Source organism: Streptomyces flaveolus, from assembly GCF_044765825.1.
Classification (GTDB): domain Bacteria; phylum Actinomycetota; class Actinomycetes; order Streptomycetales; family Streptomycetaceae; genus Streptomyces; species Streptomyces flaveolus.
On sequence record NZ_JBIWKU010000004.1, the window covers coordinates 221,624 to 242,182 of the forward strand.

General features: G+C 72.2%; 16 protein-coding genes. 11 read left to right on the forward strand and 5 right to left on the reverse strand.

The features are described from left to right. Window positions 1–57: 57 nt before the first annotated feature. Window positions 58–1,053: a multicopper oxidase domain-containing protein gene (locus ACIRG6_RS14280; RefSeq protein WP_365023812.1), complete on the reverse strand. Its 996-nt coding sequence runs from the start codon at window positions 1,051–1,053 to the stop codon at window positions 58–60. Between the two features lie 189 nt (window positions 1,054–1,242). On the opposite strand from ACIRG6_RS14280, the gene ACIRG6_RS14285 reads away from it, so the two are divergent. Together ACIRG6_RS14285 and ACIRG6_RS14290 are read left to right on the forward strand one after the other, a co-directional pair. Then, on the forward strand, window positions 1,243–3,720 hold the full coding sequence (locus tag ACIRG6_RS14285; protein WP_403322717.1) for a ThuA domain-containing protein: 2,478 nt from the start codon (window positions 1,243–1,245) through the stop codon (window positions 3,718–3,720). A gap of 14 nt (window positions 3,721–3,734) precedes the next feature. Continuing rightward, entirely contained in the window at window positions 3,735–5,924 is a 2,190-nt protein-coding gene (locus ACIRG6_RS14290; protein ID WP_403323124.1) for an OmpL47-type beta-barrel domain-containing protein, read from the forward strand. Window position 5,925: 1 nt separating this feature from the next. Here the strand turns inward: ACIRG6_RS14290 and ligD are convergent, their stop codons facing one another. Next, the gene (gene ligD / locus ACIRG6_RS14295) at window positions 5,926–6,951 is read right to left on the reverse strand and encodes a non-homologous end-joining DNA ligase (RefSeq protein WP_350715201.1); all 1,026 of its coding nucleotides are present in this window, start codon (window positions 6,949–6,951) and stop codon (window positions 5,926–5,928) included. 74 nt (window positions 6,952–7,025) lie between these two features. Between ligD and ACIRG6_RS14300 the strand changes: the two genes are divergently transcribed. Then, window positions 7,026–8,093 (forward strand): ATP-dependent DNA ligase, encoded by a 1,068-nt coding sequence (locus ACIRG6_RS14300; protein ID WP_239764560.1) that lies wholly within the window; start codon window positions 7,026–7,028, stop codon window positions 8,091–8,093. An 11-nt stretch (window positions 8,094–8,104) separates the two neighbouring features. Here ACIRG6_RS14300 and ACIRG6_RS14305 read toward each other — a convergent pair whose 3' ends face one another. Next, complete coding sequence (locus ACIRG6_RS14305) at window positions 8,105–9,295, reverse strand: zinc-dependent alcohol dehydrogenase (protein ID WP_364677198.1); 1,191 nt, start codon at window positions 9,293–9,295, stop codon at window positions 8,105–8,107. Window positions 9,296–9,492: 197 nt separating this feature from the next. On the opposite strand from ACIRG6_RS14305, the gene ACIRG6_RS14310 reads away from it, so the two are divergent. After that, window positions 9,493–10,500: a DUF3048 domain-containing protein gene (locus tag ACIRG6_RS14310; RefSeq protein WP_365023820.1), complete on the forward strand. Its 1,008-nt coding sequence runs from the start codon at window positions 9,493–9,495 to the stop codon at window positions 10,498–10,500. Here the strand turns inward: ACIRG6_RS14310 and ACIRG6_RS14315 are convergent, their stop codons facing one another. Then, window positions 10,501–10,965 carry a MarR family winged helix-turn-helix transcriptional regulator gene (locus tag ACIRG6_RS14315; protein ID WP_364677195.1) on the reverse strand — a complete coding sequence of 155 codons (465 nt, stop codon included), beginning with the start codon at window positions 10,963–10,965 and terminating at the stop codon, window positions 10,501–10,503. A gap of 224 nt (window positions 10,966–11,189) precedes the next feature. On the opposite strand from ACIRG6_RS14315, the gene ACIRG6_RS14320 reads away from it, so the two are divergent. Genes ACIRG6_RS14320 through pcaDC form a run of 7 tightly spaced genes read left to right on the forward strand, consistent with a single transcriptional unit; the run spans window position 11,190 to window position 17,697 of the window. Further along, a complete protein-coding gene (locus ACIRG6_RS14320; RefSeq protein ID WP_364677193.1) occupies window positions 11,190–11,945 on the forward strand; it encodes a CoA transferase subunit A in 756 nt (251 codons plus the stop codon). Next, window positions 11,945–12,589 (forward strand): CoA transferase subunit B, encoded by a 645-nt coding sequence (locus ACIRG6_RS14325; RefSeq protein WP_364677192.1) that lies wholly within the window; start codon window positions 11,945–11,947, stop codon window positions 12,587–12,589. The genes ACIRG6_RS14320 and ACIRG6_RS14325 overlap by 1 nt, the downstream gene beginning before the upstream one ends. Next, window positions 12,586–13,827 carry a thiolase family protein gene (locus ACIRG6_RS14330; RefSeq protein WP_364677190.1) on the forward strand — a complete coding sequence of 414 codons (1,242 nt, stop codon included), beginning with the start codon at window positions 12,586–12,588 and terminating at the stop codon, window positions 13,825–13,827. The genes ACIRG6_RS14325 and ACIRG6_RS14330 overlap by 4 nt, the downstream gene beginning before the upstream one ends. A gap of 42 nt (window positions 13,828–13,869) precedes the next feature. After that, window positions 13,870–14,643 carry a protocatechuate 3,4-dioxygenase subunit beta gene (gene pcaH, locus ACIRG6_RS14335; RefSeq protein ID WP_364677188.1) on the forward strand — a complete coding sequence of 258 codons (774 nt, stop codon included), beginning with the start codon at window positions 13,870–13,872 and terminating at the stop codon, window positions 14,641–14,643. A 5-nt stretch (window positions 14,644–14,648) separates the two neighbouring features. Then, entirely contained in the window at window positions 14,649–15,254 is a 606-nt protein-coding gene (gene pcaG, locus ACIRG6_RS14340; protein ID WP_364677186.1) for a protocatechuate 3,4-dioxygenase subunit alpha, read from the forward strand. After that, window positions 15,251–16,579: a 3-carboxy-cis,cis-muconate cycloisomerase gene (pcaB, locus tag ACIRG6_RS14345; protein WP_364677185.1), complete on the forward strand. Its 1,329-nt coding sequence runs from the start codon at window positions 15,251–15,253 to the stop codon at window positions 16,577–16,579. The genes pcaG and pcaB overlap by 4 nt, the downstream gene beginning before the upstream one ends. A 2-nt stretch (window positions 16,580–16,581) precedes the next feature. Further along, a complete protein-coding gene (pcaDC, locus tag ACIRG6_RS14350) occupies window positions 16,582–17,697 on the forward strand; it encodes a bifunctional 3-oxoadipate enol-lactonase/4-carboxymuconolactone decarboxylase PcaDC (RefSeq protein ID WP_364677235.1) in 1,116 nt (371 codons plus the stop codon). Between the two features lie 9 nt (window positions 17,698–17,706). Here the strand turns inward: pcaDC and ACIRG6_RS14355 are convergent, their stop codons facing one another. Next, window positions 17,707–20,382, reverse strand: a complete 2,676-nt coding sequence (locus ACIRG6_RS14355; RefSeq protein WP_364677183.1) for an ATP-binding protein — start codon at window positions 20,380–20,382, stop codon at window positions 17,707–17,709. Between the last annotated feature and the right edge of the window lie 177 nt (window positions 20,383–20,559).

Genomic DNA, 20,559 nt, shown 5'->3' on the forward strand with positions numbered 1-20,559 from the left:
GGGCCGCGGAGGGCAGGGGGCACCCGGCGGGGCCGGCGCACCGGCCCCGGCCGGTCGTCAGTGCTCGTGCTCGGGGGCCTCCTCGGCCGTCCGGGCGTGCTCGTGCGGTTCGTATCCGGGGATCGTGCCGTCCGTCTTCTTCACCAGGAACAGCCCCACCATCCCCATGTCGGAGTGGCTCTGGACGTGGCAGTGGTACATCCACGCCCCGGCACCGACCCCCTCCCCCGCGATCACCTGGAAGCCGAAGGAGTCCGCCGGGCCGACGATCTTGTTGTCGACGACCCGGCTGGGGTCCTCCGGCCCGGTCAGCATGCCGGTGCGGTTGTCGGCCCAGCGGTGACCGTGCATGTGGAAGGTGTGGTAGTACTCGCCGTGCGTGATCATCACGAATTCGACGCGGTCGCCCACGGTGGCCTCGAAGTCCGGACCCGTGTGCGGGGCACGGTTGTTGATCCGCATGTCGTTGAAGACGATGGTGTGCGTGGCGTCCGGCAGCACGTCGCCCTGGCGGCGCACGACGACCGGGCCGTAGAGGCCGTTGCGGATGCCGCCGGTGCCGTGTTCGGTGCCGACGACATGGTCGTGGTAGTGCCAGTAACCCGCGCTGCCCGGCCGCCAGGTGCCATCCTTGCGGCGACCGGGCGCGTGGGTGCGCCAGGTGTAGGTGCGGGTGCCGCCGGGCTCGACGTCGCTCCGGTTCATCTTCGTGCCGTCGCTGGAGATCTCGTAGTCGAGCCCGTGGACGTGCAGACTCGCCGCCACGTCCATGGTGTTGGTGAACTCGATGTGCAGCGTGTCGCCCTCGTTGAGTTCGATCAGCGGGCCCGGGATCGTGGCCTTGCCCTTCTCCAGGCCGTATCCCATCTGCCCGTCCGGCAGCTTCTCGGCGTACAGCTTGATGTGCTTCACCTCGCCTCCGGCCGGTGCCGTCGCCGCCTGCACCACCTGCGGCCGGTCGGCGGCGCCGGCCGCCGCCGAGGCCGCCGACAACGATGTCGCGGCGGCAGCGCCGCCCAGCAGCACCCGGCGGTTGAAGCCGCGTCTGTCCATGCCGAACTCCCCACACTGGTACGGAATTTGCTCAGACGTAGCTGTGATGAGCCTGTGAGACGGTACCGGGCCCCGCTCCGTTTATCCACACTCAGGACAAAGTTCGACCCATCCCGGTGATATCTATTGGCGAATCACGTAAAGAGGTCTAACTTCCTTGGCGCTGCTGCCGTGACCGAGGAGGTGCCCATGCACTTACGAGGGTTGAGCGCGAGAAGAAAGAGTTGGGCGGCGTTCGCGACCGCCGGGTTCGTCGCCGCCGGACTGCTGTCCGGCCCCGCCGCCAGTGCGCGGCCGGCGCCGGATCCCTCCCTGACAACGATGTCGATCACGTCGCCACCGGGTGGCGCCAACGTACGCGTCCTGGTCTTCTACGGATCCGCCGCGGCCGGCGACGAGTCGCCGGTGGTGAACGCCGGGATCGCGGCGATCGAGCGGATCGGGCTGTCCGGCCCCGCGAAGGAACGCTTCAAGGTCGAGGCCACGGACGACGCCTCGGTCTTCACGAACGAGAGGAAGCTCGGCCGCTTCAACGCGATCGTGTTCCTGACCGGGGGCGGTGACGTCCTCGATCCGGACCAGGAGGCGGGCCTGGAGGCGTACATGGAGGCCGGCGGCGGTTTCGTCGGCATCCACGACGCGGCCCGCGCGGAGCCGTACTCGGACTGGTTCACCGGTCTGGTCGGCGCACGGCCTGCCGCGTCCAGCCCGGCGGGTGTCCAGCGGGCCACCGTCGAGGTCGGTGACCGGAACCATCCGGCCACCAAGGACCTGCCGGTCCAGTGGAAGCGGCCCGACCAGTGGTTCAACTGGCAGAAGAACCCGTCCGGCGAGGTGCACACGATCGCCCGGGTGCGCGAGTCGACGTACCAGCCCGGCGCGAGCGCCAACGGGTGGGACCACCCGGTCAGCTGGTGCCGGGACTACGACGGCGGGCGGTCCTTCTACACCGGTATGGGCGGCACGGTGTCGTCGTACGACGAGACCGACTTCCGCGCCCATCTGCGCGGCGCCCTGCTGTGGACGACACGGCTGGTGCAGGCCGACTGCAAGGCGACCATCACCGGCAACTACCAGGCGGAGCGGCTGACCCAGCCCAACCAGCCGGGCCAGAGCGACCAGATCGGCGAGCCGCACGGACTGGTCACCGCGCCCGACGGCCGGGTGCTGTACATCGGCCGGGGCGGTGCGGACTCGTCCCAGCCCGTGATCACGGACTGGAACAACCCCGACATCGGCAAGGGCAAGGGCCAGATCCACGTCTGGGACCCGAAGACCAAGAAGGTGACGCTCGCCGGTGAACTGACCGTCTTCGGCAACAAGGGCGGCGGCGACGAGCTGGTCAAGGTCGAGGAGGGACTGCTCGGCATCGAACTGGACCCGGGGTTCGAGGAGAACGGGTGGGTGTACCTGCACTACACGCCGCACTCCGGGATCAACCGGGACACGCACATGGCCGAGCGGCGCGTCTCCCGCTTCACGCTCGACCGGGCGACGAACAAGCTGGACCTGGGCAGCGAGAAGGTGCTGCTGAAGTGGCCGGTGCAGATCCACAGCTGCTGCCACGCGGGCGGCGGGATGGCCTGGGACTCCAAGGGGAACCTGTACATCGCCACCGGTGACAACAACTCCAGCGGCTTCAGCGGCGGTTACTCGGGCAACAACCCGGAGCCCAACTTCAAGGGCGTGTCCTTCGCGGACGCGCGCCGCACCGCCGGCAACACCAACAACCTCAACGGGAAGATCCTGCGCATCCACCCGGAGCCGGACGGGACGTACACGCTCCCCGAGGGCAACCTGTTCACCGGCAAGGAGACCGCCGAGGGCGGCGGCAAGACGCGCGGCGAGATCTACGTGATGGGGGTACGCAACCCGGCACGCATCTCCGTCGACAAGTCGACCGACACCCTCTACGCGGGCTGGGTCGGCCCGGACGCGGGCGCCCCGTCACCGACGTGGGGCCCGGCGAAGTACGACACGTTCGCCGTGATCACCAAGGCGAGCAACCGGGGCTGGCCGTACTGCATGGGCAACAAGCAGCCGTACCGGGACCGGAACCTGCCGGACCCGTCGAAGCCGCTGGGCTGGTACGACTGCGACCACCCGAAGAACGAGTCGCCGAACAACGACGGCCTGGTCAACCTGCCGCCGGTGACCGGCAACAACATCTGGTACTCGCCGCAGGGCGGCGGCCCCGACTTCCCGCGCGACGAGAACGGCATCCCGTCGTACGAACAGGCCGAGGCCACCTACAAGCTGCCCTGGCTCAAGGGCGGCGGCCAGGCCGCGATGAACGGCCCGGTCTACCGCTACGACGCGGCGAGCACGAGCGCCACCAAGTGGCCGGCCTACTGGGACGGCAAGTGGTTCGTCGGCGACTTCTACGACGCCGACCAGCCGCGCAACGCGGTGCTGATGGACCCGAAGACGCAGGGCGACGGCGGTCTGCCGGTGCACGCGGAGTCGCTGAAGAAGATCGTGCCGGTCGGCAACGACGGCATCAAGAACCTGATGGGCTGGAAGTTCGGCCCGGACGGCGCGCTGTACGTCCTCGACTACGGTCGCGGCTTCTTCACCTCGGACTCCAAGTCGGCCCTGTGGCGGGTCACCTACAAGGGCGGCGGGCCGACCCCGGCCGCCGGGCAGCTGGCGAGGGGGAGCGAGTGACACGGCAACGAAGAATGTGGGCCGCCCTGCTGGCCGGCCTGCTGATGATGCTCGGCCTCCAGGCCACGTCCGCCTCCGGACAGCCCCGGGCCGAGTCCGGGACCGAGGCCGCCGAGCAGGTCCTCACCTGGACCGCGGGTGACGACATCACCAAGTACGCGTCCGCACCCGAGACGGCGGTGGCCGGACCGGCGACGATCGTCTTCGAGAACAGTGCGGCGACCGGCAACACCACCGGCATGCCGCACACGCTGACGTTCGTGACCGGTGACCCCGCCTACAACAGCGACGTCCAGCTGAACATCCTGGCCAACCCGTTCGACGCCCAGGGCGGCAAGCACACCGCCGAGGTCACCCTCACCCCGGGCCGCTACCTCTACCACTGCACGATCCCCGGCCACGGCCAGATGCAGGGCGTGCTCGTGGTGACCGAGGGCGGCGGCAGCGACACGACGGCACCGGAGACCTCGGCGGACGTCAAGGGCACGCAGAACGCCGAGGGCCAGTACGTCGGTTCGGCGAGTGTGACGATCGCCGCGACCGACGCCGGCTCCGGTGTCGACCGCGTCGAGTACGCGATCGGTGCCGACGGCGCCTGGCAGCCGTACACCACGCCGGTCGTCGTCGACCAGGTCGGCGACCACACCGTGCGCTACCGGGCGTTCGACAAGGCGGGCAACGCGTCCGCCAAGAAGAGCGTCACGTTCTCCGTCGTCGCCCCGCCGACCGACGACAGGACGCCGCCGGAGACCTCGGCGACGGTCGGCGGCGAGAAGAACGCGGACGGCGCGTACATCGACATGGCGACGGTGACGGTCACCGCCTCCGACACCGGCAGCGGTGTGAACACCATCGAGTACGCGATCGGTGCCGACGGCGCCTGGCAGGCGTACACCGCGCCGGTGATGGTGCATCAGGTGGGCACCCACACCGTGCGCTACCGCGCCACCGACAAGGCGGGCAACGTCGCGGCGGACAAGAGCGTCGAGTTCACGGTCGTCGCCGCTCCCCCGCAGGACACCACCGCACCGGTGACCGGGGCGACCGTGGAGGGCACGAAGAACTCCGACGGCGCGTACGTCGGCAGGGCCAAGGTGACCGTCAGCGCCACGGACGAGGGCGGTTCCGGCGTGGCCGGCATCGAGTACTCGCTCGACGCCGGGCCCTACCTGGCGTACAGCGCGCCCGTGGTCGTCGACCGGGCCGGCGCGCACACCGTGGCGTACCGGGCGAGCGACAGGGCGGGCAACACGTCCGAGCCGCTGAGCGTCAGCTTCACGGTGGTGGCGGGCGGGGGCGTGCCGGCGCCGCCGTGCCCGGAGTACGACGAGCGGCTGACGGTGATCGTCGGCACGGTCGACTCGGGGGTGCCGAACCGGGTGACGAACAACCGGTGCCGGATCAACGAGCTGATCGAGGACGAGAAGGAGTGGACGTCCCAGGCGCTCTTCCTCAAGCACGTCGGGGAGGTCCTGGACGCGCTGCTGGACGAGGGGGTCGTCGACAAGCGGGAGGTCAGGGCGATCAACAAGGCCGCCCGGCAGTCGGGGATCGGCAAGCCCGGCCAGACCGACGGCTACCGCAAGATCCTGGACGGCTCCCAGGAGTCCTTCGCCAAGTGGGAGCAGGTGGGCGGTGGTTCGTTCGCGCTGAACGCGGACGGGTCGATCACGTCCAGCACCAGCACGCCGGGCATGGGCATGCTGTGGTTCCCCGAGCGCAAGTACGGGGACTTCTCGCTGAAGCTCCAGTGGCGTGACGACGCGCCGGGCACCGGGAACGCCAACGGCGGTGTGTTCGTGCGCTTCCCGTGGGTCCACGACCACCCCGAGGAGTCGCGGCCGGAGTGGGTCGCCATCAAGTACGGGCACGAGGTGCAGGTGCTCGACAGCCCGAGCGGCGACATGTACAAGACGGGGTCGATCTACGGCTTCGACCGGGTCGGGCTCGCCGGTGCCGGAGTCACCGGGAAGGGCACCTGGAACGACTACGAGATCCGGGTGGTCGACCAGCACTACTCCGTCTACCGCAACGGCGTGCTGATCAACGAGTTCGACAACATCGGCGGTCAGGACTTCTACCCGGCGCGCTCGGACGACCCGGGCACGGACGGGCGGCGGTTCGCCTCCGGCTATGTCGGGCTCCAGGTGCACAGCACGACGGACGTGGTCTCGTACCGGGACGTCCGGATCAGGGAGCTGTAGCTCACTGCGCTCCAGGAGCCGGCTTCTTCGCCCGGCTCGGCTGTACCCGTCTGGGTTCTCCCGGCATCTTCGGATACTCGGGCGGGTACGGCAGGTCGCCGAGTCCGTGGTCGTGCTCGTCCTTCGTCGCGAGTTCCAGCAGGGCGTCGAGGGAGTAGGCGTGATCGTCCATGTCCGCGTGCACGTCGCCGAGTTCGGCGAAGCGCGCGGGCATGGTCGTGATGTCGAAGTCCCGCGGGTGCGCGACGCCGACCTCCTCCCAGCGCAGCGGCGCGGAGACCGGGGCGTGCGGGCGGGGGCGCACCGAGTAGGCGGAGGCGATGGTGCGGTCCCGGGCGGTCTGGTTGTAGTCGACGAAGATGCGCTCGCCGCGTTCCTCCTTCCACCACTTGATGGTGACCTGTTCCGGCATCCGCCGCTCCAGCTCCCGTCCGACGGCGATGGCGGCGCGGCGCACCTGGGTGAAGGTCCAGCGCGGCTCGATCGGCACGAAGACGTGGATGCCGCGCCCGCCGGAGGTCTTGGGCCAGCCGCGCAGGCCCCCGAACTCCTCCAGCACAGCCCGCAGCTCGTGGGCGGCGCGGACCGCGTCGTCGTAGTCGGTGCCGGGCTGGGGGTCGAGGTCGATGCGCAGTTCGTCGGGGTGGTCGACGTCGTCGCGGCGCACGGGCCAGGGGTGGAAGGTGAGGGTGCCGTACTGCGCGGCCCACACGACCGCGGCCTGTTCGGTGGGGCACATCTCGTCGGCGCTGCGTCCGCTGGGGAAGGTGATGTGCGCGGTGGGGATCCAGTCGGGCATGCCCTTGGGGGCGCGTTTCTGGTAGAACCACTCGCCCGTGATCCCGTCCGGGTAGCGCTCCAGGGTGGTGGGCCGGTTCCGCAGGGCGCGCAGGATGCCGGGGGCGACCGCCTGGTAGTAGCGGGCGACGTCCAGCTTGGTGTAGCCGGGCTCCGGGAAGAAGACCTTGCCGGGGCTGGACAGCCGCACGGCTCGTCCGTCCGTCTCCAGTTCCACCGCTTCCGCCATGCGAGCCACGGTAGGCGCACCCCGCACACTTCGCATATCGCGCATCCGGGGCGTCCGGCGCGCAGAATCGGTGCATGGATCTCCCCGTCATGCCGCCCGTGAAGCCGATGCTCGCCAAGTCCGTGGCGAAGATCCCGCCGGGCATGCAGTACGAGGCGAAGTGGGACGGTTTCCGGGTGATCGTGTTCCGCGACGGTGCCGAGGTGGAGTTCGGCAGCCGGACGGGCAAGCCGCTGACCAGGTACTTCCCCGAGCTGGCGGAGGCCGTGCGGGAACGGCTGCCCGAGCGGTGCGTGGTGGACGGGGAGATCGTGATCGCGCGGGAGGGCCACCTGGACTTCGACGCGCTGACCGAGCGCATCCATCCGGCGGACTCCCGGGTGCGGATGCTGGCCGAACGGACCCCGTCGTCGCTGGTCGCCTTCGATCTGCTGGCGCTGGACGACGAGTCGCTGCTCGACGTGCCGCTCACCGACCGGCGGGCGCTGCTGGTCCGGGCACTGTCGGGTGTCACGCCGCCGGTGCACGTGGCGCCGGCGACGGACGACATCGAGGTGGCGCGGCAGTGGTTCGAGCAGTACGAGGGGGCGGGTCTGGACGGCGTCGTCGCCAAACCGCTCGACCTGCGCTACCGGCAGGACGAGCGGGCCATGTTCAAGATCAAGCACGAGCGGACGGCGGACGTCGTCGTGGCCGGCTACCGCCTCCACAAGAGCGGGCCCGTGGTCGGCTCCCTGCTGCTCGGCCTCTACGACGACCGGGGCCGGCTCCAGCACGTGGGGGTGAGCGCCGCCTTCTCGATGAAGCGCCGGGCCGAGCTGGTGGAGGAGCTGGAGCCGCTGCGCATGGACGACGTCCAGGGCCATCCGTGGGCCGCCTGGGCCGAGGAGGCGGCCCACGAGTCGGCGCGGCTGCCCGGCGCGCCCAGCCGCTGGTCGGGCAAGAAGGACCTGTCCTGGGTACCGCTGCGGCCCGAGCGGGTCGTCGAGGTGGCGTACGACCACATGGAGAACGGGGCGCGCTTCCGGCACACGGCCCGGTTCCGCCGCTGGCGCCCGGACCGCACGCCGGAGAGCTGCACCTACGCCCAGCTGGAGGAGCCGGTCCGCTACGACCTGGCGGAGATCCTCGGCGGCCCGTGAGCGCCTGAGCGCTACGGCTTCATCAGGACCTTGACCGCGCCGTCCTGCTTCTTCTGGAACATCTCGTACGCGCGCGGCGCCTCGGTGAGCGGGACCCGGTGGGTGGCGAAGTCGTCGACGCCGAGCGGGTCCTCGTCGGTGAGGTACGGGACGATCTCGTCGCTCCAGCGGCGTACGTTGGCCTGTCCCATCCGCATCTGGATCTGCTTGTCGAACAGGGTGAGCAGCGGCATCGGGTCGGCCATGCCGCCGTAGACGCCGCTCAGCGAGATGGTGCCGCCGCGCCGCACCAGGTCGATGGCGGTGTAGAGGGCCGCGAGCCGGTCGACGCTGAAGCGCTCCGCGAGCGGGCCGCCGATGGCCCGGGGCATCATGGCCGCGGACTGCTGGACCAGCTTGGCCACGGTGCTGCCGTGCGCCTCGGTGCCGACCGCGTCGATCACGGCGTCGGGGCCGCGGCCTCCGGTCTCGTCGTGGATCGCGGCGACCAGTTCCTTCTCGTTGTCGAAGGCCCGCAGGTCGTACGTCTCCACACCCCGGGCGCGGGCCCGCTCCAGCCGCTCCGGCACCAGGTCCACGCCGAACACGCGTCCGGCCCCCTTGACCTGCGCGACCCGGCAGGCCATGTCGCCGATGGGGCCGAGTCCGAGCACGGCGACGCTGCCGCCCTGGGGGACGGCGGCGTACTCGACCGCCTGCCAGGCGGTGGGCAGGACGTCGGAGAGATAGACGAAGCGGTCGTCGGCGGGCCCCTCCGGCACCTTGATGGGTCCGTACTGGGCCTGCGGTACGCGCAGGTACTCGGCCTGACCGCCGGGCACCGCGCCGTACAGGCGGGTGTAGCCGAACAGCGGGGCTCCCATGCCCTCGCCGGTGACCTGGGTGGTCTCGCACTGGGTCGGCAGCCCGGTGTCGCACATGTAGCAGTGCCCGCACGCGATCTGGAACGGCACCACGACCCGGTCGCCGGGCTTCAGACCGGTCACCTCGGCTCCGACCTCCTCCACGATGCCCATGGGTTCGTGGCCGAGGATGTCGCCCGGTGTCATGAACGGCGTCAGCACCTCGTACAGGTGCAGGTCGGAGCCGCACAGCCCGCTGGACGTGACGCGGATGACCGCGTCCGTCGGCTCCTGGATCTTCGGGTCGGGCACGTCCTCGACCCGCACGTCCCGCTTGCCCTGCCAGACAACTGCCTTCATCGCCTCGCGCTCCCTCCGTCGCCCGTGCGCGTCGGTCCTGCGTCGCGGCCGGGTACCCCGGGGCACCCCCACCGAACCGCGGCCGGTTCGGCCGAACAGCGCATTCCGGGTGCCTTGTCAGATTCAGTCGGGTATGGCCATAAACGCCTTGAGAAGCAGACAATCATGGATACGAAGTGGGTGGGCGGGTGGTCGGAATGCGACACAAGACGCGCAGGCGGAACCGTGCCGTGCGGCGCGGCACACGGGCCGGCGCCGTGCCGGTGCTGCTGGCCGCGGCGGTGACGGCCTCGCTGGCGGCGGGCTGCACGACGCCGCCGACGGCGAGGGAGGACGACGGCCGGGCCCCGCACCTGGAGCGGTCGCACGGCACGCACGGCACGCACCGCGCGGGCCCCGTACTCGCCGTCAAGGTCGACAACATGCCCGCGGCCCGGCCGCAGCGGGGTCTGGACGCCGCGGACGTCGTCTACGTGGAACCGGTGGAGGGCGGGCTGAGCCGCCTCATGGCGATCTACGCCACCAGGCTGCCGGAGTCGGTCGGGCCGGTGCGCAGCGCCCGGGAGTCCGACCTGGAGCTGCTGCGCCAGTTCGACCGGCCGACGCTCGCGTTCTCCGGCGCGCAGAGCAAGCTGCTCCCGCTGATCGACCGGGCGCTCCTGCGGGCGGAGCCGCCGGACCGGGCGCCCGACGCCTACGTCCGCGACGACGGCCGCCCCGCACCGCACAACCTCTACCTGCGCCCGGACCGGCTGATGCCGTCACCCCCGGGCGCCGCCGCGCTGACCACGGGCTACCGCTACGGCGAGGCTCCCGAGGGCGGCCGGGCCGAGACTTCGCGCACGGTGCGCTATCCGGCGGCGAGCTTCACCTTCACCTGGTCGGCGGACCGTGGCCGCTGGCTGATCGCCATGGACGGCGACCCCGTCCCCGCGGCCGGCGGCGGGCGCCCGGAACCGGCGACGGTCGTCGTCCAGCACGTGACCGTGCGCCAGTCCGCCTTCCACGACTTCCTCGGCAACCACTCGCCGTACGTGGAGTCGGTGGGCTCCGGGAAGGCGGAGGTGCTGCGCGACGGGCGCTCCTACGACGTGACGTGGAAGCGCGGGGCGGCCGAGGAGGGCACGGCCTTCAGTGCCGGGGACGGCACGCCGGTGAACCTCGCCCAGGGCCCGGTGTGGGTGGTGTTCACGAATACGCCCTGATCAGCCGGGGGCCACCACGGGCTCGGACGGGTTGCGGAGGCCCTCGGCGGCGTCCGCGACCCGTTGGATGAGGTCGAAGAACACGGCCTGTTCCGCGGCGGAGAGCGGGGCGAGGAAGACCTGGTTCATCCGGGCCGTCCGTACGCTCAGCCTGCGGTGCACGCGCAGCCCCTCGTCCGTCAGGCGCAGCAGGAAGCGGCGACCGTCCTGCGGATCGCGGACCTTGTCGAGCAGCCCGCGGCGGCCGAGCCGGCTGATCACCTCGGCGATGGTGGACCGGTCGAGACCCACTCGCTCCCCCACGGTGCGCTGGTCGAGGCCCGGTTCGGCGACGAGCGCGTTGAGGACCGCGAACTGCGGCGAGGTGGTCTCCTCGGAGACCATCGTGTTCCACAGCAGGTAGTGCGCCTGCTGCAGCCGCCGGGCCAGATGCCCGGGGTGGGTGGTCAGATCGACCGCTGCCATGTGCGCTCCCCTAGCGGCGAGATTCGTCGGTGCACTGACGATACATCGACCGACCTGAAATCGCCTGGGGCCTCCCCACGCGATCTACCTCGCACTTTTCGAGGTCTTGACGCCCCGGCCGACCGGTGGCAGCGTGTGGGCCATCTCGCTGAAATACTCAGTGCCCTGATTAATTTCGCGGGGATTCAGGTCCCGGGGCGCTTGGAAGAGATGGGGCTTCTCGGATGGACAAGGTGGTGGCCACAGCCGGTGAGGCAGTGGCCGACGTGCCGGACGGCGCATCGCTGGCGGTGGGCGGTTTCGGACTCAGCGGTGTGCCGAACGTGCTGATCGAGGCGCTCCACGAGCGCGGGGTCGGCGGGCTGTCGGTCGTCTCCAACAACTGCGGCGCGATGGACTCGGGACTGGCCGTCCTGCTGGCCGCGGGACGCATCGCCCGGGTGACCGGGTCCTACATCGGGGCCAACAAGGAGTTCGCACGCCAGTACCTCGGCGGCGAGCTCGAGGTGGAGATGATCCCGCAGGGCACGCTGGCCGAGCGGCTGCGGGCCGGCGGCGCGGGCATCCCGGCCTTCTACACGCCGGCGGGCGTCGGCACGCAGGTCGCCGAGGGCGGACTGCCGTGGCGCTACGACGGCTCCGGCGGTGTCGCGCTGGCGTCGCCGCCGAAGGAGGTCCGTGAGTTCGACGGCGGTCAGTACGTGCTGGAGCGCGGCATCCGCACCGACTTCGCCCTGGTCAGGGCGGCCAAGGGCGACCGGCACGGCAACCTGGTGTTCGCGAAGTCGTCGCGGAACTTCAATCCGCTGGCGGCCATGGCGGGCCGGATCACCGTCGCCGAGGTCGAGGAGCTGGTGGAGCCCGGCGAGATCGACCCGGACCTGGTGCACCTGCCGGGGATCTTCGTGCAGCGGGTGGTCGCGCTGACGGCGGAGCAGGCGGCGGACAAGAAGATCGAGCGGCGGACGGTGAGTTCCTGATGGCCTGGACGCGTGAACAGATGGCCGCGCGGGCCGCGCGTGAGCTGGAGGACGGCCAGTACGTCAATCTCGGCATAGGTCTGCCGACGCTGATCCCGAACTACCTGCCCGAGGGCGTGGAGGTGACCCTGGAGTCCGAGAACGGCATCCTGGGCACCGGCCCGTACCCGGCGGAGGACCAGGTCGACCCCGATCTGATCAACGCCGGCAAGGAGACCGTGACGGTCCTGCCGGGCGCGTCCTTCTTCGACTCGGCGCTGTCGTTCGGGATGATCCGCGGCGGGCACATCGACGTCGCCGTGCTCGGGGCGATGCAGGTCTCCGCCGCCGGTGACCTGGCCAACTGGGCCATCCCGGGCAAGATGATCACCGGGATCGGCGGGGCCATGGACCTCGTCCACGGCGCGCGCACGGTCATCGTCGTCATGACCCACACGGCGAAGGACGGCTCTGCGAAGATCCTCCAGGAATGCGCGCTGCCGCTCACGGGCAAGGCGTGTGTGAACCGGATCATCACCGACCTCGGCGTCCTCGACGTCACCGACGACGGCCTGGTCCTGGTGGAGACCGCACCGGACGTGGACGTCGACGAGGTCGTCGCCAAGACCGACGCCAAGCTCGTCATCGCGGAGGACCTGAAGTGAAGGACGTCTACGTCGTCGACGCGGTGCGCACCCCGTTCGGCAAGTACAACGGCTCCCTGGCCGGTGTACGCCCCGACGACCTGGCCGCGCACGCCGTCCGCGAGCTCCTCGCCCGCACCCCCTCCCTGGACCCCTCGCGGATCGAGGACGTGTACTTCGGCAACGCCAACGGCGCCGGCGAGGAGAACCGCAACGTCGCCCGCATGGCCGCCCTGCTGGCCGGCCTGCCCACCTCCGTGCCCGGCGTGACCGTGAACCGGCTGTGCGCCTCCGGTCTGGAGGCGGTGATCCAGGCCGCCCGTGCCATCGCGGCCGGGGACGCCTCGATCGTGCTCGCGGGCGGCGTGGAGTCGATGACCCGGGCCCCGTACGTGCTGCCCAAGTCGGACCGGCCCTTCCCGGCCGGGCACGCCGAGCTGTACTCGACCACCCTGGGCTGGCGCATGGTCAACCCGAAGATGGACCCGCAGTGGACCGTCCCGCTCGGCGAGTCGGCGGAGCTGATCGCGGACAAGCACAAGATCGGGCGGGAGCAGCAGGACGAGTTCGCCCTCGCCTCCCACCGGAAGGCCGCGCAGGCGCAGGCGGACGGCCTGTTCGACGTCGAACTCGCACCGGTGCCGGTGCCACAGCGCAAGGGCGACCCGGTCGACTTCGCCGCCGACGAGTGCGTACGCCCGGGCGCTTCCCTGGAGGCGATGGCGAAGCTCAAGCCGTCCTTCCGCACGGCGAGCGAAGCGAGAGGGGGGTCCCCCCGGCCGGAGGCTGGGGGAGGCACCGTGACCGCCGGGAACGCCTCGCCGCTCAACGACGGCGCCGCGGCGCTGCTCCTCGTCGACGAGGAGGGCCTGAAGGCCACCGGCCGCGAGCCGCTGGCCCGGATCTCCGCCACCGGTGTCTCGGCGAACGACCCGCAGTACTTCGGCCTCGCCCCCGTCGAAGCGGTGAACCGCGCCCTGGCCAAGGCCGGCAAGACCTTCGCCGACCTGGACGTCCTCGAACTCAACGAGGCCTTCGCCGCCCAGGTGCTGGGCTGCGTCGCCGAGTGGCCCGAGTTCGACCCGGCGATCCTCAACCCGCAGGGCGGTGCCATCGCCCTCGGCCATCCGCTCGGCGCCTCCGGCGCCCGCCTCGCCGGCACCGTCGCCCACCAGCTCGCCCGCAAGGGCGGCGGCACGGGCGTCGCCACCCTCTGCATCGGCGTCGGCCAGGGCCTCGCCCTCGTCCTCGACCGCTAGGGTCTGTCCGCCGGACAGACCCCAGTCACCCAGGGAACCCCCATGACTCTCACTCAGCACGACATCGACGCGGAGATCGCGGCCGAGCACGCCGCCTACGAGAAGCGGGTCGCCGACGGCGCGCCCGTCGAGCACCACCCGCGCCGCGACTACGCCCCGTACCGGTCCTCGGTGCTGCGCCACCCCAAGCAGCCGCCGATCAACATCGACGTCAGCAAGGACCCGGAGCTGGTGGAGCTGTCCTCCCCCGCCTTCGGGGAACGGGACCTCACCGGCATCGACAACGACCTGACCCGGCAGCACACCGGAGAGCCGGTCGGCGAGCGCATCACCGTCTCCGGCCGCCTCCTCGACCGCGGCGGCAAGCCCGTGCGCGGGCAGCTCGTGGAGATATGGCAGGCCAACTCGGCCGGCCGCTACGCCCACCGGCGCGAGCAGCACGACGCCCCGCTGGACCCGAACTTCACCGGCGTGGGCCGCACCCTCTCCGACGACGACGGCTTCTACCGCTTCACCACCATCCAGCCCGGCCCCTACCCCTGGCGCAACCACGTCAACGCCTGGCGTCCGGCCCACATCCACTTCTCGGTGTTCGGCTCGGCGTTCACCCAGCGGCTCGTGACGCAGATGTACTTCCCGAACGACCCGCTGTTCCCGTACGACCCGATCCTCCAGTCGGTGACCGACGACGCGGCCCGGCAGCGGCTGATCGCGACGTACGACCACAGCCTGTCCGTGCCCGAGTTCTCCCTCGGCTACCACTGGGACATCGTGCTCGACGGCCCGAACGCCACCTGGATCGAAGAAGGACGCTGACCGCCATGACGAAGATCGACACCAGCGGCGCGGAGAACGTGCTGCCCACCCCGTCGCACACGGTCGGCCCGTTCTACGGCTACGCGCTGCCCTTCCGCGGCGGCGAGGACATCGCGCCCCTCGGGCACCCCGACACCGTCACCGTGCACGGGTACGTGTACGACGGCGAGGGCCGGCCGCTGCCCGACGCCCTGCTGGAGGTGTGGGGTCCGGACCCGGACGGCAAGGTGCCCACCGCCGACGGCTCGATGCGGCGCGACCCCGCCTCCGGCGGCTTCCTGGGCCGCAACGGCGTGGAGTTCACCGGCTTCGGCCGCATCCAGACCGACGCCGACGGACACTGGTACGCGCGGACCCTGCGCCCGGGGGCACGCGGGCGGAACGCGCCCTACCTCAGCCTGTGCGTGTTCGCCCGCGGCCTGCTCGTGCACCTGTTCACCCGGATCTACCTGCCGGGCGACGACGCCGCGCTGGCCGCCGACCCGCTGCTGTCCCGGGTGGACGCGGAGCGCCGCGGCACGCTGATCGCCGGGGACGAGGGCAACGGCACGTACCGTTTCGACATCCGCCTTCAGGGCGAAGGCGAAACGGTCTTCCTGGAGTTCCAGTGACATCAGCTCCCGACGCCGGCCTGCTCGCCCCCGGGTGGGCGGGCTCGCCGGCCGCCGACGCGACCGGCGACCGCGCCTGGCTGCGGGCCCTGCTCGACGCGGAGACGGCGCTGACCCGGGCCCAGGCCGGGCTGGGGCTCGCTCCCGCCGAGGCGGCGAGGGCGGTGACCGAGGCCGCCGACCCGGCCCGCTTCGACGTGTACTCCCTGGCCGCGCGTGCCCGCGGCGGCGGCAACCCGGTGATCCCGCTGGTCGCGGACCTGACGAAGGCGGTCGGCGACGAGTACGGGCCGTATGTGCACCGGGGCGCGACCAGCCAGGACATCATGGACACCGCGACGATGCTGGTCGCCGCCCGCACCCTCGACCTGCTGCTGCCCGACCTCACCCGCACGGAGCGGGCGCTGGCCCGGCTGGCGGCCGAACACCGGGACACGGCGATGCCGGGCCGGACGCTGACCCAGCACGCCGTGCCGACGACCTTCGGGCTGAAGGCGGCCGGATGGCGCACGCTGGTGCTCGACGCGCGGGACCGGATCACGGCCGCACGCGACGCGCTGCCCGCCCAGCTCGGCGGCGCGGCGGGCACCCTGGCGGCCTTCGGGGCGTACGGCGCCGAGGACGCGACCGCGCTGCCCGAGGCGTACGCCCGTGAACTGGGCCTGCGGGCACCGCTGTTGCCCTGGCACACGCTGCGCACCCCGATCGCCGACCTCGCCGGCTGCCTCGCCTTCGCCGCCGGCGCCCTCGGGAAGATCGCCGTGGACGTGCTGACGCTGTCCCGCACCGAGATCGGCGAGGTCGCGGAGGGCAGCGGCGGCGGCTCGTCGGCCATGCCCCACAAGGCCAACCCCGTGCGCTCCACGCTGATCGCGGCGGCGGCCCGGCGCGCGCCGCAGCTCGCGGCCACGCTGTACGGCTGTCTGGCCGCCGAGGACGAACGCCCGGCCGGGGCCTGGCACGCCGAGTGGGAACCGCTGCGGGACCTGCTCCGGCTGACCGGCGGGGCGGCGCGCGATGCCGCCGAGCTGGCCGAGGGACTGCGGGTGCGCCCGGACGTGATGCGTGCGCACCTCGGCCTCACCCACGGGCTGATCGTGTCCGAGCGGCTCTCCGCCGAGCTGGCGCCGGTGCTCGGGCGGGCCCGCGCCAAGGCACTGCTCACCGAACTCGCCCGGCGCACCTACGCCGAGGACCGCAGCCTGGGCGACCTCCTCGCCGGGGTACCGGAGTTGGAGGACGTCGACCTCGACGCCCTGACCGACCCCGCCCGCTACACCGGCTCCGCCGGAGCCCTCACCGACCGTGCTCTGGAGCGACGTTGACCATGCTCAACCACCTGACCGAAGGCCCCTCCTCCGCTCCCCCGCTGCTGCTCGGGCCCTCGCTGGGCACCTCGTACGCCCTGTGGGACAAGGTGGCGCCCGAGCTGTCCATCGGCCACCGGGTGATCCGCTGGGACCTGCCGGGACACGGCGGTTCGTCGGCCGACCTCATCGGTCCCGGCGCCACCGTCGCCGACCTGGCCGGCCTGGTGCTTGCGCTCGCCGACTCGCTCGGCGTCGAGCGGTTCGCCTACGCGGGCGTGTCCCTGGGCGGCGCGGTGGGCCTGCACCTGGCCGTGCACCACCCGGAGCGGGTGTCGTCGCTGGCCGTCCTCTGCTCGTCGGCGCACTTCAACGGTGCGAAAGGGTGGGAGGAACGGGCCGCGCTGGTGCGCGCGGAAGGGCTGGACGAGCTCGCCGAGAGCGCCGACGCACGGTGGTTCACGCCCGGGTTCACCGTGCCGGAGCTGGTGCGGGACCACCGGGAGGCCGACCCCGGGGCCTACGCCGCGTGCTGCGACGCGCTGGCCGCGTTCGACCTGCGGGACCGGCTCGGCGAGATCGCCGCGCCCACCCTGCTGATCGCCGGCCGCGAGGACCCGGCCACACCGCCCGCGCATCTGCGGGAGATCGCCGACGCCGTGCCGGGCGCGGCGCTGGTGGAGATCCCGGGCGCCTCGCACCTGGCGCCCGCCGAGCGCCCCGAGGCGGTGCTGACCGCGCTGCGCGGGCACTTCGACGGGGGTGCCAAGCGGGGCATGGCGGTACGGCGCGAGGTACTGGGCGACGCGCACGTGGACCGGGCGCAGGGGCGGCAGACCCCGTTCACCGCGCGGTTCCAGGACTTCATCTCGCGCTACGCCTGGGGTGAGATCTGGACCGACGAGACGCTCTCGCGCCGCGAGCGCAGCATGGTCACGATGACGGCGCTGGTGGCGCACGGCCACTACGAGGAGCTGGCCATGCACGTCCGGGCGGCCCGCCGCAACGGGCTCACGCCGGACGAGATCGGCGCCGTGCTGCTCCAGACGGCCGTGTACTGCGGGGTGCCGGCGGCGAACTCGGCGTTCGCGACGGCCCAGCGGGTGCTGGCCGAGGAGGACGGCGCCGCGGGCTGAGCGGGCGGATCAGCCCACGAGTCCCGCCAGGGCCTCGCGGGCCTTCGCCACCAGCCCGTCCGAGCCGCACGAACGCGCCAGCGCCAGGCCCCGTTCGAGCTCCGCCTTCGAGCGGGCCGCGATGCCGTACTCGACGCGTGCCGCGGCGTGTTCGTACTGGCAGGGCGAGGCCTCCAGGTAGGCGACCGCCTGGGCGGCGAGCCGCACCGCGCGCTGGCCCGTCTCCAGGGCGGCGGCGCAGCGCAGGGCCTCCCCTATGGCGGTGTCGGTGCCGAAGCGCTCGGCCTGGCGGCGCGCGTCGGAGGCCAGTTGCGCGGCGCGGCCGGGGTCCTCCGCAGCGAGGGCGCGGGCGAGGTCGGTCGCCCAGGGGACCACCACCGGGTTGTGCCGGCCGCGTGCGGCGGCGGCCTTCTCGGCGGCCTCCAGTTCGTTGATGCCGTCCTTGGTGCGGCCGGTGGCGAGCAGCAGCCGGCCGCGGACGGTACGGGGGTCGGGCAGCACGATCGTGGACGGGTAGGGCGGGGCGAAGCCGTACTGGTCGGCGAGCGACCGGGCCTCCTCGACGTGGCCGCGGGCGAGCAGCGTGTCGATCAGGTTGCAGGTCGCGGACCAGTACAGCGGCAGGCCGCGGCCGACGCGCTCGGCGATGCGCAGCGATTCGCGCAGGGACTTCTCGGCCTCCCGCAGCCGGCCCCGCCTGCGGTGGCCCAGACCGACGTAGGCGTGCGCGAGGGCCAGGTGGCCGCCGCTCCAGCCCGCGGTCTCGTAGGCGCGCAGGGCTTCGGTGAACAGGGCCTCGGCGCGGTCGAGCCGGTCGCAGTAGGCGTAGGCGCTGGCCAGCATCATGGGCAGTTCGAGGCCCCACTCGGTGTCGGTCCAGCCGAGCCCGGGGGCGAGGCGGCCGTTGACGAGGGCGCGGTCGCACAGTTCGACGACCTCTTCGGCGTTCTCCCCGTGGGTCATGGCGTCGAAGCCGCGCAGGATGAGCAGGGCGCGTTCGGCGTTGTCGCGGCCGGTGCAGGTCGCGGCGAGTTCGGCGAGGCGCGCGGAGCGGCCGGGTGAGGCGGTCTCGCCGGCGTGGATGCCCTCCCACATGTACTGCACGGCCTGGAGGCGCAGCCGCGCCGACGGGTCCGGGTTGCGGGCGGACTCCGCCTCGACGGTGCGGACGGCCTCCTCGAGCTGGTCGTTGTGGAGGAGCGCCTGGGAGAGCCGGAAGACGGCGTCGACGCGTTCCTCGCCGTCGAGGCCGGGCATGGCGAGGGCGGTGCGCAGGTGCCCGATGGTGGTGGCGGGCGCGGTGAGCAGGGTGGCGCAGCCGAGTTCGTAGAGCACCCGGGCGTGCGCTTCGGGCAGCGGCGGTTCCTCGAGGGCGCGTTCGAGGCAGCGCCGGGCCGCGTCGGGCGCGCCGACGGCGAGGTGCTCACGGGCGGCGTCGCGCAGTTGCCGCACGACGTCCTGGTCGTCGTCGGGGTGGACCTGGAGGAGGTGGCGGGAGGCGGCCGCGGCGCCGAGTCCGGAGTCGGCGACGAGCTGGGCCGCTATGCCGTGCATGGCCCGGCGCAGCGCGTCGGGGATCGAGTTGTAGACGGCGGTGGCGATCAGCGGGTGGACGAACTCCAGGTCGCCGTCGGCCGCTCGCCCGGCGGCCGGGTCGGGCCCGGTCAGGATGCGGGCGGTGCCGAGCAGTTCGGCGCAGCGCACGGCGTCGCCACGGTCCAGGGTGGCGAGCCGGGCCACCATGTCGACGGTGATGCCGGTGCCGAGGATGGCGGCGGCCCAGGCGAACCGGGTGGCGTCGATGCCGAGTTGCTCCAGGCGGGCGACGAGTCCGCCGCCGCGGGCCGAGCGGTTCAGGGCGCGCAGTTCGGCGGCCCGGGACTCGACCGGCTCCAGTTCGCTGTCCTGGACCTTGGCGAGCAGTTCGACGGTCTCGTACGGATTGCCGTCGGTGACGGCCCACACCTCGCGGCAGAACGCGCCGTCGGCGTGGGCGCCCACGGTGGCGCGGGTGAGCCCGGCCGTCGCCTCCGGGGTGAGGGCGCTGAGCGGGGCGAGGGGCCGGCCCGCGGCCTCGGCGGCGTCCAGGTGGCGGGCGCTGTCGCCGGTGACGCCGCCGGGACGGCGGGCGATCACCAGCAGGGCGGACGTCTCGTCCAGGCGCTCGGCGAGCGCGGCGAGCCAGCGCAGGGTCTCCTGGTCGGCCCAGTGGACGTCGTCGATGAGCAGGACCAGCGGCCACTCCCTGCGGGCCAGCCGGCGCACGGCGGCGACCAGGCCGTCGCACACGCCCTGCGGGTCGGCCTGCCGTTCGCCGGGTTCGGCTATGCCGAGGGCGGGGCCGGCGATGTCGTACCAGTCGCCGAGGTAGTCGCGCGCCTCCTCTGGGAGCATGGACACGAGGGCCGGCTGCAGCAACTGCCGTACGACGTTGAAGGGGACGGAGCGCAGGGTCTCGCCGCCGCGCGCCGACCAGACGGTGCAGCCGCGGGCCTCGGCGATGCGGCGGGTCTCGGCCAGCAGCGCGGTCTTGCCCAGTCCCGCCTCGCCCCGGCACACCAGCAGGCTGCCGGAGGACGAGCGGTCCGCGCACAGGGTGTCCACCGCCCGTGTGATGGCGGCGACTTCCTCGTCGCGCTCCCATAGGGAGGCCGAGGCGGCGGCCGTGGGCCGTACCTCCGTCATCCCGCTACCTCCCCATGTCGCCCGAACGACGTACAGAGGTTGAGCCTAGCGGCCCGATCGACCCGGTGGTGGATGCTCGGGGCACCAGTTGCCGTGACGGGTGACATGCGGTAAAGCGCGGGCGACGTGCCGGGCCCGTCACCAGCGGCGGAATGCCGGTCGTGCGTCAACGGGCGG